This is a genomic window from Paenibacillus agricola (genome assembly GCF_011440305.1).
Classification (GTDB): Bacteria; Bacillota; Bacilli; order Paenibacillales; family NBRC-103111; genus Paenibacillus_S; species Paenibacillus_S agricola.
Genome location: NZ_JAAOIW010000001.1, coordinates 160,662 through 177,453 on the forward strand (window position 1 = coordinate 160,662; position 16,792 = coordinate 177,453).

General features: G+C 40.6%; 18 protein-coding genes. All 18 read right to left on the bottom strand.

What is annotated here, in order from left to right; all coding sequences use genetic code 11:
* Positions 1-12: 12 nt before the first annotated feature.
* The 18 genes from G9U52_RS00770 to fliM all read right to left on the bottom strand — a co-directional run bounded on the left by G9U52_RS00770 (position 13) and on the right by fliM (position 16,768).
* A complete protein-coding gene (locus G9U52_RS00770; protein ID WP_166144729.1) occupies positions 13-798 on the bottom strand; it encodes a FliA/WhiG family RNA polymerase sigma factor in 786 nt (261 codons plus the stop codon).
* Between the two features lie 102 nt (positions 799-900).
* Positions 901-1,182 carry a hypothetical protein gene (locus G9U52_RS00775; protein ID WP_243767074.1) on the bottom strand — a complete coding sequence of 94 codons (282 nt, stop codon included), beginning with the start codon at positions 1,180-1,182 and terminating at the stop codon, positions 901-903.
* A gap of 135 nt (positions 1,183-1,317) precedes the next feature.
* Positions 1,318-1,812: a chemotaxis protein CheD gene (locus G9U52_RS00780; protein ID WP_166144735.1), complete on the bottom strand. Its 495-nt coding sequence runs from the start codon at positions 1,810-1,812 to the stop codon at positions 1,318-1,320.
* Positions 1,809-2,396, bottom strand: a complete 588-nt coding sequence (locus tag G9U52_RS00785) for a chemotaxis protein CheC (protein ID WP_207952776.1) — start codon at positions 2,394-2,396, stop codon at positions 1,809-1,811. The genes G9U52_RS00780 and G9U52_RS00785 overlap by 4 nt, the downstream gene beginning before the upstream one ends.
* 37 nt (positions 2,397-2,433) lie before the next feature.
* Positions 2,434-2,895: a chemotaxis protein CheW gene (locus G9U52_RS00790; protein ID WP_166144741.1), complete on the bottom strand. Its 462-nt coding sequence runs from the start codon at positions 2,893-2,895 to the stop codon at positions 2,434-2,436.
* Between the two features lie 42 nt (positions 2,896-2,937).
* On the bottom strand, positions 2,938-5,001 hold the full coding sequence (locus G9U52_RS00795; protein WP_166144744.1) for a chemotaxis protein CheA: 2,064 nt from the start codon (positions 4,999-5,001) through the stop codon (positions 2,938-2,940).
* 56 nt (positions 5,002-5,057) lie between these two features.
* A complete protein-coding gene (locus G9U52_RS00800; protein ID WP_207952734.1) occupies positions 5,058-6,185 on the bottom strand; it encodes a protein-glutamate methylesterase/protein-glutamine glutaminase in 1,128 nt (375 codons plus the stop codon).
* A gap of 45 nt (positions 6,186-6,230) precedes the next feature.
* Entirely contained in the window at positions 6,231-7,106 is an 876-nt protein-coding gene (locus tag G9U52_RS00805; protein ID WP_166144747.1) for a MinD/ParA family protein, read from the bottom strand.
* Positions 7,103-8,419: a flagellar biosynthesis GTPase FlhF gene (gene flhF, locus G9U52_RS00810; protein ID WP_166144750.1), complete on the bottom strand. Its 1,317-nt coding sequence runs from the start codon at positions 8,417-8,419 to the stop codon at positions 7,103-7,105. Before flhF ends, G9U52_RS00805 begins: the two co-directional genes overlap by 4 nt.
* Positions 8,416-10,449, bottom strand: coding sequence for a flagellar biosynthesis protein FlhA (gene flhA / locus G9U52_RS00815; protein ID WP_166144752.1), 2,034 nt, complete (start codon positions 10,447-10,449; stop codon positions 8,416-8,418). Before flhA ends, flhF begins: the two co-directional genes overlap by 4 nt.
* 23 nt (positions 10,450-10,472) lie before the next feature.
* Positions 10,473-11,561, bottom strand: coding sequence for a flagellar biosynthesis protein FlhB (gene flhB, locus G9U52_RS00820; protein ID WP_311764788.1), 1,089 nt, complete (start codon positions 11,559-11,561; stop codon positions 10,473-10,475).
* A 15-nt stretch (positions 11,562-11,576) separates the two neighbouring features.
* Positions 11,577-12,356 (bottom strand): flagellar biosynthetic protein FliR, encoded by a 780-nt coding sequence (fliR, locus tag G9U52_RS00825; protein ID WP_166144755.1) that lies wholly within the window; start codon positions 12,354-12,356, stop codon positions 11,577-11,579.
* A 10-nt stretch (positions 12,357-12,366) separates the two neighbouring features.
* Positions 12,367-12,636, bottom strand: a complete 270-nt coding sequence (gene fliQ, locus G9U52_RS00830) for a flagellar biosynthesis protein FliQ (protein ID WP_166144758.1) — start codon at positions 12,634-12,636, stop codon at positions 12,367-12,369.
* Positions 12,637-12,671: 35 nt separating this feature from the next.
* On the bottom strand, positions 12,672-13,433 hold the full coding sequence (gene fliP, locus G9U52_RS00835) for a flagellar type III secretion system pore protein FliP (RefSeq protein WP_166144761.1): 762 nt from the start codon (positions 13,431-13,433) through the stop codon (positions 12,672-12,674).
* Positions 13,430-14,119, bottom strand: a complete 690-nt coding sequence (locus tag G9U52_RS00840) for a flagellar biosynthetic protein FliO (RefSeq protein ID WP_243767075.1) — start codon at positions 14,117-14,119, stop codon at positions 13,430-13,432. Before G9U52_RS00840 ends, fliP begins: the two co-directional genes overlap by 4 nt.
* Positions 14,091-14,453 carry a response regulator gene (locus G9U52_RS00845; RefSeq protein ID WP_076232770.1) on the bottom strand — a complete coding sequence of 121 codons (363 nt, stop codon included), beginning with the start codon at positions 14,451-14,453 and terminating at the stop codon, positions 14,091-14,093. The genes G9U52_RS00840 and G9U52_RS00845 overlap by 29 nt, the downstream gene beginning before the upstream one ends.
* Before the next feature lie 25 nt (positions 14,454-14,478).
* Positions 14,479-15,780, bottom strand: coding sequence for a flagellar motor switch phosphatase FliY (gene fliY / locus G9U52_RS00850; RefSeq protein ID WP_166144764.1), 1,302 nt, complete (start codon positions 15,778-15,780; stop codon positions 14,479-14,481).
* The gene (gene fliM / locus G9U52_RS00855; RefSeq protein WP_166144767.1) at positions 15,770-16,768 is read right to left on the bottom strand and encodes a flagellar motor switch protein FliM; all 999 of its coding nucleotides are present in this window, start codon (positions 16,766-16,768) and stop codon (positions 15,770-15,772) included. Before fliM ends, fliY begins: the two co-directional genes overlap by 11 nt.
* Positions 16,769-16,792 lie beyond the last annotated feature (24 nt).

A 16,792-nucleotide genomic window follows, 5' to 3' on the forward strand; every position in this document is an offset into this window, starting at 1 on the left:
CCACTTTCCTTATCAAGAATCCTCAAAAAGCTGAGTTTTGTGCCTACCTAAAGAACCACGAAGACGTAAAATTGCTTTTGAATGTAGCTGTGATATTCGTGAGGGAGATAAGCTCATAACCTCCGCTATTTCGCTTAACGATAATTCGTCAAAATAAAACAAAGAAACGACCGTTCTTTCTTTTTCGGTGAGTCTTTCAATAGCTTTCTCTAACGTTTCTTTTAAATAAAACTCATTTACTTTATGTTCAGGATTTTTGGCTTTCTCATCTATCAATAAAGACAAACGCGTCTCAGAATCTTCTTCGCGAATAGGATCATCAATCGAACAGATCGCAGTAATGGCAATTTCTTGAACCATATGACGGAAGTCACTTTCACTTACTTCTAAATAACTGCTTATTTCATTATCGGTTACAGAGCGCAAATATTGCTGTTCCAGCTTTTGATAGGCTTCTTCAATTTTCTTTGATTTCTCTCTTACCGATCTTGGCACCCAATCCCCTTGGCGCAATCCGTCAATAATGGCTCCACGTATACGCCATGATGCATAAGTTTCAAATTGCAGCCCGCGTAAGTAATCGAACTTCTCGATAGCATCAATCAGGCCCATTACACCAAAGCTCGATAAATCGTCTTTAGCAACATTTTTGGGTAACCCTATAGACAAACGGTTTGCCACATATTCTACCAAAGGTAAATATGTTTCAATGAGTAATTGTTTGGCTTCGAGCAATCCAAATTCTTTCCATTGCTTCCATACATCCATGTTGGATAAGTGCGACTTTTGTTGAATCATATACTGTTACCACCACCTTAGAGTTTTGCCATCGCAAAACTAACTTTGTAAGCATCCCATAGAGTTTGCTAGGACAAAATTAACCTTGTAAGCATCCTCCATTTATTTTTCCGACATCTGCCGCAGTGCTTGAACCATGTCACCGGTATCTATATTCGCTTTACTAGTAAGCTTAGGAGGCTGCAAGGGTGCAAAACCAGGCACACCTTCGTTTGTATTGGGTTCCAAAGACTCTTTGAGCAATTTGTTTAAGGAGTCTTCCTCATCGGGAGTAGTCAAATCAAGTGCTGTGCCTTTAGTTTCGTCAGGCATGCTTTCGGCATCTGTTAATTTATCGAGTCCAGCAAAAGTGCCTAATACCCAACGAAACAAAAAAACGATCACGAATACTAGTAAAAAACTGTAGCAGCTTCTAATTAATGTAGTACTCCAAATATTATTTAAAGAAGCTGCAATAAAGGTTATGGTAAAAGAAATAGCGGCTATCACAAAATTCCATCGAATGCTACCTATCATAGTCTAAAGTTCTTTCACTCCTTGTTGGACACTTCGGATTAAAAGAATACCGGTTTCACAGTTAAATTCCACCGTTCTTCCATAATTACCGCCAGTATCTTCAGATTTGAGAGGAATGGAATACTTTAACAGCATGGCCTTGCAAGATTCAACATTTCTTGGTCCAATTCGCATGGTATCTGAATTTCCCGCAAAGGCGAACATTTGTGCGCCACCAGCCATTTTGGCTTCTAACCTTCTAATCGATGCACCTAAACTAACCATCTTTTCAATCATGTCGGGTATTGCTGTATCCGCATATTTAGCTAAATTGAGTTTTCCTTCTCTAGCTATGTCTGAAGTTGGCAGCATTACATGCGCCATACCAGCAACCATTGCCTTTGAATCATAAAGTGTTAGTCCTACACATGAACCTAATCCTGTTGTCTTTAGCACCCCGGTCAAATGAGTAACATTCAGATCAGCCATGCCCACCTTGATGTAATTATCTTGAATCATGGAGATTGTACTCCCAGAGCAACAAAAATCTTATTGAATGATTCTGGATCCGGAATGAGAAAGAAATGTCCTTCAATCTCATCATTACCATCCAAGAACTTCGTGTCTATTAATAAGGCATGATCTCCCATTTGACCAAATTGGAGAAGACCGTAGCTTAAGATGGCTCCTGCCATATCGATAGCCAGTGCTGGAACAGTTGGTGACATGACAAGCTGAGTAAAATCGGCGAGTGATGATAAATAGGATCCTGCCAATATGTTACCAATCTCATTTAATGCAGACAGTTCCATATCTGTATAATGTTCGTCATCCACTACCTCAATCCCTACCAGATTACGCAATAATTTTTTGGCGGATTCTAGCGAAAGAATAAAAAATAGATTGCCAGGGGTTTCTCCTTCAACTCGAAGGAAAATCGCGATTACAACCCGTTCCGCTCCACCCACACTATCTGCTATTTCCTCAAAAGCCACCATACGCACCTTCGGTACAAGCATATCGACGGGTTTATCCAAAAGCTTGGATAAGGCAGTGGCAGCATGTCCTGCACCGATGTTCCCTACTTCCTTGAGAACATCCATTTGAAAATCAGCGAATCCGTTGAATGGCTCCACATAACTACTCCTCTTGGGTTTCTAATTGGATGATCTCACTTTTATTCAATACTTCTTCCAAATTCAAGAGTACTAAAAGTCTCGACTCTCCAACCTTCGCAATACCTTGTAAATATTTAGCTTTTATCCCACCAATAACTTCAGGTGGATCGTCAATCGAATCTGTATTAATATCGGTCACATCATTAGCCGAATCTACGATTAGACCTACTTCCATGTCTTTTACTGCTACAATAATAATTCGTGTATTGTCTGTATATTCGCTTTCTGTAAATCCGAATCTTCCTCGCAAATCAATAATAGGCGTAACAACACCGCGCAGATTGATTACACCTTTTACAAATTTAGGTGTTTTCGGAACACGAGTCATTGGCTGCATTCGTTCAATTGTACGAACCTTCTCCACTTCAACTCCATATTCCTCATGTGCCAAAGCAAATACGATAACCTTCAATTCTTCACCCATTTTGATGTGCCTCCTTTGAATTCCTATGTACGATCCATAAACTTACTTAATTAGAGCATTCGTATCGATAATAAGTGCTACTTGCCCATCGCCTAGAATCGTAGCGCCTGAAATCGCGAACAAATTAGTGAAATATTTACCCAATGATTTTAAAACAATCTCTTGTTGGCCAATAAACTCATCTACGATCAATGCGGCTAGTTTTTCACCTTTGCGAATAACGACAATTTGGGTTTCACTCTCTGATTCTTTGCTATTTAGCTTGTTAGGAATATCAAAAACTTTAGATAAAGGAACCAAAGGAATGACATTCTTGCGGAACTTCACCATCCGATTGCTATGGATCATATGAATTTGTTCAGCGGTAATCGCCGAGGTTTCCACAATAGAGGATAGTGGAATCGCGTACTTCTCATCCCCTACTCGAATAAGCATAGCCGAAATAATCGAAAGTGTAAGCGGAAGCTGTACCGAAAACTTAGTACCCTTACCAAAAGTTGAATCGACCTGTACTCGTCCACCAAGGCTCTCAATTTTGGTTTTGACGACATCCAATCCGACACCACGACCAGAAATATCCGATATTTTGTCAGCCGTACTGAATCCAGAGGCAAATAATAACAGATACACTTCTTGGTCGCTTAGCTTCAACGCTTCTTCCGGTGTAACGACGCCCTTTTTAATGGCAGCTTTCAGCACACCGTCCTTATTGATACCTCTGCCATCTTCTTCAATCTCGATAAAAACATGATTGCCGCTATGAAAAGCACGTAAAAAGATAGAACCCGTTTCTGGCTTGCCTGCCGCAATTCGATCGATTGTTGGCTCAACACCGTGATCTACCGCATTTCGCAGTAAATGCACAAGAGGGTCACCAATTTCATCCACAACCGTACGATCTAATTCAGTGTCAGCACCAGTTATAACCAGATCAACTTTCTTGTCCAATGTTTTGGCTACATCACGAATCATTCTTGGGAAACGGTTAAAAACGGTATCGATCGGCACCATCCGAAGCTTTAACACAATATTTTGTAAATCGCTGCTAACCCGTGACATATGCTCTACGGTTTCGGTTAAATCGTTTTTCTTGATCTCGCTGGCCAACTGCTCCAGCCTTGAGCGGTCAATCAATAGCTCGCTGAATAAATTCATCAAAGCATCAAGCCGTTCAATATCTACACGAATCGTTCGGTTTGCTACCGGTACATTGGCGACGACTGCAGCAGCAGGCTTTTTAGCATCGACAACTGCTACCTGGACCACTTCCAGCACTTGTGAAGCAGCAGCTATTTCCGGTTGCTCGATTACTAAAGGCTGCAGCAATTCCTCTAGCTTCTCTTTCGTAAGAACCGTTACAACCGCTTTGTCAATTTCGGATACATTAGATACTTGCTTCTCCAACGTATCTTTGTCCGTATTAGAGATAAAAAAGACCGAAAAGTTATTCTCAAAACGTTCCTGTTCGATATCTTCAACAGATGGGTCTGATTTTATCACTTCCCCATGCTGCTCAAGCACGTTAAACACCATATAAGCACGAGCTGCCTTTAATACACAATCAATGCGTACGTTGACTTCAATATAAAATACTTGCATGCCCGCTTCAATCGATTGTAATATGATCGAATGTTGAAATTCATCCAATTGAACTGAAGCTTGCCCTTCACTTTCTGCAGCTATTTCATTAGCACCTGCTAGCACCGCATTTCCCGCTTTTAAATAATCACCTGTAACGATCGATTTTAGAGCAACCACTATATCCGTTACATCAGCCTTGCCTGTACCGCCTTGAATAATGTCTTCAACCATGGACTCAAGAGCATCTACGCTTTTGAATATGCAATCAAATATGAAAGCATCCATCTTCAGCTTGTTATTGCGTACGAGATCCAATACATTTTCCATTTCATGTGTTAATGAAGCCACATCCTCAAACCCCATCGTCGCTGACATACCCTTAAGAGTATGAGCCGAACGAAATATAATATTTACGATACTTAAATCTTCAGGACTGCTCTCCAAAGCTAATAAGTTATCGTTTAAGGCTTGCAGATGCTCTTTAGATTCATCAATAAACATCGAAAGGTATTGATTTAAGTCCATAACCTCTCACCTCCGTCAATATAATACAACCTCATCATTTGCTTGCAAATATGTTTTTACTGTTGTCTGCCAACTACCTGAGATAGCTTCAGAGCAATCTCTTGCTGGGGTAAAACATGCATAACGCATTTTAATTCGACTGCCGCTCTAGGCATTCCATATACAATACAGGTTTCTTCCGCTTCAGCGATTGTTGTAATAGCGCCTGCATTTTTCAGTGCAAGCATCCCTTTAGCTCCGTCCGCCCCCATGCCGGTCATAAGCACAATATGGCGCTTTAATTCTTTTAGTGGCAACAACGATTCAAACAATGTATCTACACAAGGCCTATGCCCGCCTCTGGCTTCTTCCTTGCTGATATGGATTTTGTATAATCCCGGCCCGTTTCGTGCTACCGTCATATGGAAACCACCAGGAGCAATGTACACATGACCATTTTTCAAAACCATTCCATCCTCAGCTTCAGTGACGTTTAGCTCCGAAACAGAATGCAACCTCTGTGCCAAAGATTTCGTGAAATTGGGCGGCATATGCTGAACCACAACGACAGGTGCAGGAAAATGAGCTGGGATTTGCGAGATGACTTGATGTAAAGCCCTCGGACCGCCTGTAGAGGTTCCTATGGCAACGATCTGTTGCACTTGTATTGGCAAGTCCTTTTTACCTGCCTGTGGTTTGATTGAAGCAGGCTCAGCCTTATTGGGAGTTAAAGCCTCGTTGATCTGGGAAGGCTTTATCTTCAATTGGGGTGATGGAAGGATAGGATTAACACGAAACTTAGTTACATTCGTTTTGACGGCAATGTGAAGCTTCTCTAATAAAATTTCTTTAACTCGATGCAGATCTAATGAAATTGAACCAGAGGGCTTGCCCACAAAATCAACTGCCCCTCTTTCGAGTGCTACAATGGTTTCCCTCGCTCCATCCTGTGTTAAACTGCTCAGCATGATAACGGGAGTTGGCATTTCCTCCATGATTACTTTAAGCGCATCGAGCCCATTCATTTCTGGCATTTCTATATCCATCGTGATGGCATCCGGCTTTAAACTTCTAGTCAATTCTATTGCTTCCTTGCCATTTTTGGCAGTTGCTATTACTTGGAATTGGGCATCTCCTAGAACGAGATCGGAAATCATTTTTCTCATGAAAATGGAATCATCTACAACTAATATTTTAAATGGCATTATTCTCACTCCTCCAGGTTGTCTGCTTCGTTTTGTATGAGGGTGCTACTGTTTGAGAATTCTCATCATTTTAGATAAAAACCCTTTAACAGCACCAGCCTGAAATTCCGAAGGAGCTTGTCTGGCGATAAAGTCATCAACTAATCTATGGATTGATTGAGAAGCAGCGCAAGTTGGATAAGCAACTGTGAAAGGGATTTGCCTTTTTACCGCCTTCGATACATTGTTATCATCATCTACAAAACCAAGGGTTGGAATATCAATTTGCAAAAATCGCTTGGCAACCATACTGATTTTGTCAGCGGTTTGCTTGCCCTCCTTATTGTCTGTTGTCCGATTGACGACTAGTTTAAAGTTTACAGGCTCATTCATGGAATTAACCATTTTAATAATCGCATACGCATCCGTGATCGAAGTAGGTTCGGGCGTAGTAACCACGATCGTCTCTTCAGCTGCTAAAATGAATTTCAATGTTTCTTTAGATAATCCGGCTCCTGTATCAAAAATAATAAAATCTACAGTACCATTTAATAGATTAACTTGCTCCGCAAAGTATTCCAGTTGCTCGTCAGTCAACCTTATTAGATCATTAAATCCAGATCCACCTGCAATAAACTGCAGGTCATTATAGCCCTTCTGAATAATTTCCCAAATCGTTTTTTCTTTTTTCAACAAGTGATACAAGCTATATTTAGCAGTGATTCCCATCAGCACATCAATATTGGCAAGTCCAATATCTGCATCAAAGACGAGCACATGGTAGCCTCTTTTTTGCAAAGTTAGCGCAAAATTCAATGTAAAATTCGATTTGCCTACCCCGCCTTTTCCACTGGTTACGGTTATAATCCTAGTTGATTTAGCAGGCTTCTGTGTATGCTGATGAGAGACTAAATTCCGCAGTCCTTGTGCTTGATCAGTCATGGCTCTTGGACCCCCAATATCAGGTCGATAATTTGTTCCTCGGCCAACAAATTAATATCGTCAGGTACGCTTTGCCCGTTAGCTACATACGATAGCTGAAGCTTGAAATCATGTACAAGATTAATAACCGCGCCATAGGAATTGGTCTCATCCATTTTCGTAAATAATACCTTATCCAGCTTAAACTTCGAGAAATTTTCTGTGATGGCTTTCATGTCCTTGTACTTGGTTGTTAAGCTTAATACCAGATAAGTCTCACTCTTACCGTTATATTGTAATAAGGTATTTAATTCTGAAACATACATCTCATTACGGAAATTCCGCCCCGCTGTATCCATGAATATGATATCGCAATCCTTTAATTGATCAAAGGCTTTTGATAAATCCTGTGGAGAAAATACAACCTCTAATGGAATGTTTAAAATGGTAGCATACGTTTTTAATTGCTCAACAGCGGCAATTCTGTACGTATCCGATGTAATAAAACCAACTTTTCGATGGTATTTCAATACCTGCTCGGCTGCCAGCTTCGCTATCGTTGTTGTCTTGCCAACACCGGTAGGACCTACAAAATGGGCGATCCTTGTATCTGTCTTTAAAGCCTTCGATTCGGTAATCGTAAATAGCCCCATTAATTGCTTCTTTGCTTCCTGCAAGACGAAGTCTTCAGTGACCGGTTGCTCGCTCACTTCAGCGGCTTCTGTAATTGTCGTACACAGCTGTTCAACAAGCATAGTGTCAAGGTCTTGGTCCGACAATTTTTGTTTCAATGCCATTATAGCAGGTTCGGTCGTTTGCTGGTTCCCTTGAACAGAAAGTTTCTTCATAAATTCTTTCATTTGTTTCAATTCTTCCATCAATAAGTCTTCACTTGCTTTAACCACAGCCGGTGCGAAAGTTTCGACTCTGGCAGCAACAACAGGTGGTGGGATGATCACATCAGGTACATGTGGAAAAGCAAGCAGGCCCCGCGTTTCATCAGCAGCTTGGGAAGCTTCTAATTGTGCAGCAAAACCGGTTGGTCTGGAATAAGCCGTTTTAGCAGTTTGTGGTGTGCTATAGTTATTTACAGCGGGCTGCGGACGCTCAGGACGATCAATAGGTGCTGTATTCTTGGCTGGTGTGGGCTGCGGTGCTGGCGCCACTGTATCCGTTGCTGCGATCACTTCAATTTTCTTCTTCGAAAACATTCCGAGAAAACCCCCAGAACGAATCTCCTTCGTATTAAGTATAACGGCGTCTTTACCTAAATCCGATTTAATTTTTTGCAAAGCATCCGGCATCGAATCCACAATATATCGTTTCACTCTCATAAATTAACTACCCCCATGCTTTGAATTTCAACGTTGGGTTCGAGCTCACTGTAAGAAAGAACCGGTATATCCTGCATCGTCCGTTCCAAAAGCTGTCTCAAGTACATTCGGATCGTCGGGGAAGTCAAGACAATCGGTTGTTGCCCAGATTGGATCAGCTTATTGACTTGATCTGAAATACGTTGGTAAATGATCTGGGTGGAGCTTGCATCTAGAGCCAGATAGCTTCCTTGATCCGATTGTTGCACTGCTTCGGAAATTTTCTTCTCCAGGCTTGGACCAACTGTTATGACTTTCATAGAATCACCTGAAACCGAATACTGTTGGGTAATCTGCCTCGAAAGAGACTGCCTTACATATTCCGTCAATATTTCGGGATCCTTTGTATATGTACCATAATCCGCTAATGTTTCTAGGATCGTCACCAAGTCGCGTACCGAGATTTTTTCTCTTAACAGCTTTACTAATACCTTCTGGACATCGCCAATCGACAATACATTGGGGATCAGATCATCCACTAGAACCGGATAGCTTTCTTTTACATTTTCTATCAGCCCTCTGGTCTCTTGTCTGCCCAGTAATTCATGTGCATGCTTCTTAATGATTTCAGTTAAATGGGTTGCTACAACAGAAGGCGGATCCACTACTGTATACCCAGATAATTCAGCTCTTTCCTTCATCACTTCATCAATCCACAAAGCCGGTAGTCCAAATGCAGGCTCTAAGGTATCGATGCCACTTATTGAATCATCCTCAATGCCAGGGCTCATTGCCAAGTAATGATTAAGCAGTAAATCGCCTCGTGCGACCATATTTCCTTTAATTTTAATTATATACTCATTAGGCTTTAATTGAATATTATCACGGATCCTGATAACTGGCACTACAACGCCCATTTCCAACGCGCATTGCCTTCGTATTAATATAATTCTGTCGAGTAGATCTCCGCCTTGCTGAGTATCAGCTAATGGGATAAGTCCATACCCAAACTCAAACTCGATAGGATCTACCTGCAGCAAGCTGATCACACTCTCAGGGCTGCGTACTTCCTCAATTTGTTGCTCTTCCTCTAGCATTTCGTCATTCTCTTGTTTTTTGACTAAAGCACTTTGCATTTTCATAGCCGCAAAAACCAATAAAACAGCGATCGGTAATGTAGTAATGAGATGGATCGGTGTAAAGATGCCCAGCAGGGTAATCGTTCCAGCTACAATATATAAAAGCTTGGGGTACAATAAAACCTGCTTGGATAAATCATGTGCCAGATTTCCGTCAGATGAGGCTCTTGTCACGATCAAACCTGCAGCTGTAGATATAAGTAGTGCCGGGATTTGGCTGACCAAGCCATCCCCAATGGTAAGAATGGAATATAGCTCTCCGGCCTCGGCAAGTCCCATGCCCTTCATGGTCATACCAATGATTAAACCGCCTATGATATTAATAAAAAGGATAATGATCCCGGCAATCGCGTCTCCTTTAACGAATTTACTGGCTCCATCCATAGCTCCATAAAAATCCGCCTCTTTGGATATTTTCTCTCTGCGGTCTCTTGCTTGGACTTCATTGATTAAACCGGCATTCAAATCCGCATCAATAGCCATTTGTTTACCCGGCATAGCATCCAATGTGAATCGGGCAGCTACCTCGGCAACGCGCTCGGAACCTTTGGTAATTACGATAAACTGAACAAGCACAAGGATAATAAATACAACGAAGCCTACTACAATGTTGCCTTGTGCGACGAAAGAACCAAAGGTTGCGACCACGTTACCAGCTTCTGCATTGGCTAAAATATTTCTGGTTGTAGAAACGTTTAGCGCTAGTCGAAATAGGGTAGTAATCAATAGGAGTGAAGGGAAGATTGAAAATTCCAGTGCATCCTGTGTGTTCATAGCAACCAATATGATTAATAAGGCAATGGATATATTAATAATTAATAACACATCAATTAACCATACAGGTACAGGGACAACCATCATTAATACAATTCCGATAATCCCAATTAATACGACCAGATCTTTAATCTTCATAAACCGTTTCCTCCTTTCCCCGATTAGTTGGCTTTACCTTTCAATTTATATACATATGCTAAAACCTCTGCTACAGCCTGGAACATGTCTGCGGGTATGGCCTCACCTATTTCCACTTGGGCATACAATGTACGAGCTAAAGGTTTATTTTCAACCGTAATAATCTGGTTCTCTTTAGCAATTTGCCTGATCTTCAAAGCGATATAATCGGTTCCTTTGGCTATAACCGTAGGAGCTTTCATATTCGCATCATATTTCAAAGCAATGGCAAAATGGGTCGGGTTTGTAATCACGACATCTGCTTTGGGCACTTCCTGCATCATACGCTGCATCGCCATTCTTCGTTGTGTTTGACGAATCTTGCTTTTAATTAAGGGGTCACCCTCTGATTTCTTATACTCATCTTTGATATCCTGCTTGGACATCCGGAGGTTCTTTTCGTATTCATACTTTTGGTACATATAATCGAAAAGGGCAAGCACAATTAAGATCAGCCCGATTTTCATACCTAGATCCAAGGTTAGAGTAGCCATAAACAAAAAAATATTTTCAAGTGGCAGCCTGGCCAAATCCATTAAAGTCGATTTTTCACTCCAAAGGGTATCATATACGACGTAACCGATGATCGACATCTTTAATACCGATTTCACAAAATCGACCAAAGAACGAATAGACAAAATGTTCTTGGCGCCCTCAATTGGATTAAGCTTACTGAACTTCATTTTTAATGGGTCGCTGGTAAACAATACACCAATTTGCAGATAGTTACTGAATATAGCCGTAGCCATCGCAATAGCCAATATAGGGGCAATAATTAGCATACTTTGTACAAATAAATTTTGAAAAAGCATAATCACATTTTTCATCGTAATGTCTAAAAGCAAATAATCATGAAAAATTGAACGAAACACATGGGTAAGCTGCGTCTTCATATAACTACCAAAAATATAAAAGGACATAAACGAAAAAAATAAGATGAAAGCAGCTGGTAACTCCATACTTTTGGCTACCTGGCCCTTTTCCCTTGATTCCTGTCTTTTTTTAGGTGTTGCATCTTCCGTCTTTTCTCCGGAAAACATCTGCAAATCTAGTTTTAATCGTAAAGCCACCACATTGAATGCCTCCCATCAACCCGTAAACATACCAATGAATTTTTGCATGGAATCAAACATGGAAATAAAAGCATCCTTGAATACAAGCTCATATGCAGGAAATAACATAGATAAAAGTGCAAATCCAATTAACATTTTGAGTGGTGCTCCAACAACCAAAATATTAAATTGTGGTGCTACCCTGGCCAGCAGGCCAAGACCTACATCCGTTAAAAACAAGGCAGCAACTAGCGGTGCAGCCATTTGAAAGCTTAAAGCAAAAACAGATGAAAATGTTCTAATAATAAATTCGGCAAGCTCACCATTATATGTTTTAACAAATATATCATTGGACAAAGGGATCCATTCATAGCTATCCATAATAGCTTTCAAAAAAAGATGGTGGCCATTAAAGGATAAAAACAAAAGCATCGCAATCATATATTTCAGATTCCCTATTATTGGGCTAGAGGCACCTGTTAAGGGATCGAAAACATTAGCTATGGCAAGACCAATCTGTATGTCTATAAATGAACCAGCAACTTGTACGACTGTAAAAAACATATAAGCTACAAAACCTAAAAACAGGCCCACTAATATTTCTCTACATATAGAGATGATATATAAAGAATCAAAACTTGCTAAAGTAGAAGTTCCTACCACGCTGAAAGCCATTAAAGCTACAAAAAAGGCAAGCCCAATTTTAAAGTGGTTAGGCACGTTTCGAGCAGAAAAGACAGGCACAACTACAAAAAATGAGGAAATACGACAAAAAAAGAGCATAAAGCTAGGAAAATATTGTTGAATCCATTCCATGCACTCACACCTAGCCAACAAATTTATAAAGGTTATTCAAGATGTTATACGTATAATCAACCAATGTCGTCAGTATCCATGGACCAAAAACGAGAAAAGCCAATAGCACAGCGACAATCTTAGGTACAAAGGCTAAGGTTTGTTCTTGAATTTGTGTGGTTGCTTGAAAAATGCTAATGGCTAACCCTACTACCAAAGCAAGGACCAGCATGGGAGCACTAGCCTTCAAGACCGTGTAGACAGCCTCACTGGCCAAACGAATGACAAACTCCGATCCCAAAATCCATTCTCCTCCTGCATGGTAAAAATTGTTCGTTATGTGTTATAGCTTAACAGCAGTGACCTGACCACAAGATACCAGCCATCGACTAAAATAAAAAGCAATATTTTAAAGGGAAGTGAAATCATAACAGGCGGAAGCATCATCATTCCCATTGCCATCAAAGTACTCGCTATTACCATATCAATGACCAAAAATGGAATAAAGATCATAAAACCCATTTGAAAAGCTGTTTTCAATTCACTTATCGCATAAGCAGGAACCAATGCTGTAAGTGGGGTATCCTCTACTCCCGAAGGAGGTGCAGCTTTGGAGTAATCCAAAAAGAGCTTTAAATCCTTCTGTCTTGTATGCTGGAACATAAACTTCTTCATAGTGACAGAGCCTTTCTCCAAGGCAACATTCTGGTTAATTTCACCCTTCAAATAGGGCTGCAACGCACTTTCATTTAATTCTCCCAAGGTAGGTGCCATGATAAAAAAAGTGATAAACAGAGCTAAACCAATCAACACTTGGTTGGGCGGCATTTGTTGAGTTCCAAGCGCTGTTCTTACAAAACCAAGAACAATAATAATCCTTGTGAAGCTGGTCATCAACACTAATATAGCTGGTGCTATGCTCAGAATTGTAATTAAAATAATGATATTGATCGTATTCGATGCCCCTGCTGCATTACTTGAAGAGCCAAAATCAATGTTAATGCCAGGTATAGGATCAGCTGCATAAGCTTGAGTCGTCGTTAATGCAAATATGCCCAGCAAAGAAATTAAGGTAAAAACAATTGCCTTCCATTTCATTGTTTATCATTCAACCGATCCTTGTTTTTATCTTCCATGAGTACTTCCTCCACCATCTTCTTACGATCCGATAAATGGTGCATTTTATTGTGAAAAATCTCTTGAAAGGATGCATCTGATAGGTCCGTGTCCAGTTCTTCAACCTCAGGCTGCTTTTTTCTTAGCTTAGTCAACCAACCACTAAACGTTTGAAAGCTTGCAACACCCATCGAATTGGACGATGTTAACATCTCGGAAATATAGGCAACCTCTTCTTCATTATCAACCTTTTCAAGTAACTGGATATTATCTCCAACCCCCACAATATAGAGAGAGTGACCAATTTCAACGACTTGAATCGATTTATTAGGTCCTAAAGGAACGCCACCTAACGATCGTAATGAGCGACCAAATAAAGTTTTATTTTTTCGAGAAAGAAACTTAATAATAAGAAAAAATAATCCGATAATAATAATAAGAAAGAAAATAACTTGAACAACCATCCACATAGTTTCCGAAGTGCTTACACCTGTATAGGTAAATTCGGGAGTGCTATTCGGTTGTTGGCTTGAGGAAGCACCGGCTTCTCCTGATGCAAAGCTAGAGAAACCGGCAGTTTGTATAGCCGCAAATAAAGACAAGTAATTCGGTTTGTGCCAAACTCTCCCCCACTTCATATTATCCCAATGTTTTCTTAATGGCTTCAATAACACGATCAGCCTGAAATGGCTTAACAATAAAGTCTTTGGCACCAGCTTGAATAGCATCTATAACCATTGCTTGTTGCCCCATCGCTGAACACATGATAACTTTGGCACTTGCATCAATCTTTTTAATTTCCTTCAATGCAGCGATTCCGTCCATCTCTGGCATAGTGATATCCATAGTAATTAAATCAGGACGAACTTCCTTGAATTTTTCTATGGCTTGTGCTCCGTCATTGGCCTCGCCACAAACCTCATATCCATTTTTAGTTAAAATATCTCGGATCATCATTCTCATAAAAGCTGCATCATCTACAATCAAAATTCTATTTGCCATGTGTATACATTCCTCTCAGGTTAGATTAATATTGTAATTTTTGTATTCGATCCCATTGATTCACAATATCGGTTACTCGTACGCCAAAGTTTTCATCAATAACGACAACTTCACCTTTAGCAATCAATTTATTGTTAACAAGAATGTCAACGGGTTCGCCAGCTAGCTTATCCAACTCAATAATAGAACCTTGAGAAAGCTCTAAAATATCCTTTATTACTTTTTGCGTTCTTCCTAGTTCAACCGTCACCTTTAATGGAATATCCAATAATAAATTAAGATTGGTATCCTCAGGTGGCGTTAGCGGATTAGGAGCAAAATTAGAAAATTGTGCAGGCTGTACATTAACATCTCTACCTAGTCCAGCAGGTGGTTGTTGATACATCGGCTGCTGCGGTGGATACATAGGTGGTTGCTGATACATCGGTTGTTGGTACATCGGCTGCTGCTGCTGATACATCGGTTGTTCATACATCGGTTGCTGGTGCATCGGTTGCTGCATAGGCGGCTGTTGGTACATCGGTTGCGCATAGGGATCAGGTTGCATAGGTGGTGGTGCTAAAGGCGGTTGCTGAGCCGCTGCTGCAGGTGTTGATGCTGCTGCAGGTGCGCTTGCTGCCGTCTCTTCATAATCGTCCCCACCTCCCATAAGAATCGAGACCATGTCCTTTGCAAATGGAACCGGTAATAACTGCATAAGCGTCGAATCAATTAAATCTCCAATAATGATCCGAAAAGAAATTTTAATAAACACTTCTTCTGGAGGGAGTGCCGTAGTTCCTGTACCATCTGATAACTTTAATATATCAATGCCTGGAGGCGATATATTAACAAATCGGTTAAAAATGGTAGACATCGAGGTTGCTGACGAACCCATCATTTGATTCATTGCCTCTTGCACGGCACTAATATGAATCTCTGATAATTCTTCATCATAACCAGTTCCATCGCCACCCATCATTAAATCAGCAATGACCTGGGCATCACGAGTTTTAATAACTAATAGGTTAATGCCATCGAATCCATCTACATAATTAACGTGTACAGCTACATGAGGAAGAGGGAATTCTTGAATTAATTCTTCTCTGCCAACAGCGGAAACCTTCGGAGTCGTAATATCGACTTTTTTCCCCAACAGCGTAGAGAGGGCAGTAGCCGCGCTTCCGAAAGTGATGTTGCCGATTTCACCGAGTGCATCCTGTTCTAGCGGAGTTAAATAATTATCCACATGAATTTCAGCGCTTGAACTTTCCATACTGTCACCCGAAGATTGTCTCAACAACGCATCTATTTCTTCCTGCGACAAATAGTCTTTATTATTCGTCATTTTCTTCCACTCCTTCACTAACAATCTCGTTAATTTGCATAGCAAGCTTCCCTCTGGTAGTTCCAGGACTGCCCAGAAACTTCAATTTTTCACCAAGGCGGATATTTAACAGTTCATCAACCGGTTTATTGAGTGTAATAACATCCCCAACACTCAAGTTTAAAAATTCCCGAACCGTAATTTGTGTATCCCCCAGCTCAGCAATGATTGGAAGCTTAGCCTTATGTACGCGAGATTGTAATGCCATGACTTCTTCAGGTGCTATTGTCTTCTTTTGCGATACAAACCAGTGATGCACAGATAATCTTGGCATGATGGGCTCAATAACAACATGAGGAATACATAGATTTATCATTCCTGTTGTATCACCAATCTTCGTGCTTAAGGAAATAAGTGCTATCGTCTCATTGGGAGATACGATCTGCATGAACTGTGGATTTGTTTCCAACGTTTCAAGGCGCGGATTCAAATCGATGACGCTTTTCCATGCTTCTTGCAAGCTTTCAAAACATCTGCTAAAAATACGTTCCATCACAATCGTTTCAATTTCAGTTAAAGCATTGATTTTTGATGGTGAAGTTCCTGCGCCACCCAGAAGCCGATCCAGCATTGCAAAAGCGACATTTGGATGTACTTCAAGAACCATCCGTCCTTCCAAAGGCTCAGCTTCAAATACATTGAGTATCGTCATTTTGGGAATAGAACGAATAAACTCATCATACGGCAATTGTTCGACTTGTACCACATTTATTTGCACAAATGTTCTAAGCTGGGCTGAAAAGTAAGTAGTTAGATACCGAGCAAAGTTTTCATGTATCCTGGTTAAGCTTCGAATATGGTCTTTGGAAAACCGGACCGCACGTTTAAAGTCATACGCTCTGACCTTTTTCTGGGTCTCCTCTTTTTTCAGCTCCTCGGCATCCATCTCTCCAGAAGAGAGAGCAGCGAGAAGGGCATCAATCTCATTCTGAGAAAGAACATCTACCACTTAATTTCACCTCCCTCATATATG

Excerpts from the sequence above, each read along its gene's own strand:
- G9U52_RS00770 (WP_166144729.1), bottom strand. The coding sequence starts at position 798 with ATGATTCAACAAAAGTCGCACTTATCCAACATGGATGTATGGAAGCAA.
- G9U52_RS00780 (WP_166144735.1), bottom strand. The coding sequence starts at position 1,812 with ATGATTCAAGATAATTACATCAAGGTGGGCATGGCTGATCTGAATGTT.
- G9U52_RS00785 (WP_207952776.1), bottom strand. The coding sequence starts at position 2,396 with ATGGATGTTCTCAAGGAAGTAGGGAACATCGGTGCAGGACATGCTGCC.
- G9U52_RS00790 (WP_166144741.1), bottom strand. The coding sequence starts at position 2,895 with ATGGGTGAAGAATTGAAGGTTATCGTATTTGCTTTGGCACATGAGGAA.
- G9U52_RS00795 (WP_166144744.1), bottom strand. The coding sequence starts at position 5,001 with ATGGACTTAAATCAATACCTTTCGATGTTTATTGATGAATCTAAAGAG.
- G9U52_RS00800 (WP_207952734.1), bottom strand. The coding sequence starts at position 6,185 with ATGCCATTTAAAATATTAGTTGTAGATGATTCCATTTTCATGAGAAAA.
- G9U52_RS00805 (WP_166144747.1), bottom strand. The coding sequence starts at position 7,106 with ATGACTGATCAAGCACAAGGACTGCGGAATTTAGTCTCTCATCAGCAT.
- flhF (WP_166144750.1), bottom strand. The coding sequence starts at position 8,419 with ATGAGAGTGAAACGATATATTGTGGATTCGATGCCGGATGCTTTGCAA.
- flhA (WP_166144752.1), bottom strand. The coding sequence starts at position 10,449 with ATGAAGATTAAAGATCTGGTCGTATTAATTGGGATTATCGGAATTGTA.
- fliR (WP_166144755.1), bottom strand. The coding sequence starts at position 12,356 with ATGGAATGGATTCAACAATATTTTCCTAGCTTTATGCTCTTTTTTTGT.
- fliP (WP_166144761.1), bottom strand. The coding sequence starts at position 13,433 with ATGAAATGGAAGGCAATTGTTTTTACCTTAATTTCTTTGCTGGGCATA.
- G9U52_RS00845 (WP_076232770.1), bottom strand. The coding sequence starts at position 14,453 with ATGGCAAATAGAATTTTGATTGTAGATGATGCAGCTTTTATGAGAATG.
- fliY (WP_166144764.1), bottom strand. The coding sequence starts at position 15,780 with ATGACGAATAATAAAGACTATTTGTCGCAGGAAGAAATAGATGCGTTG.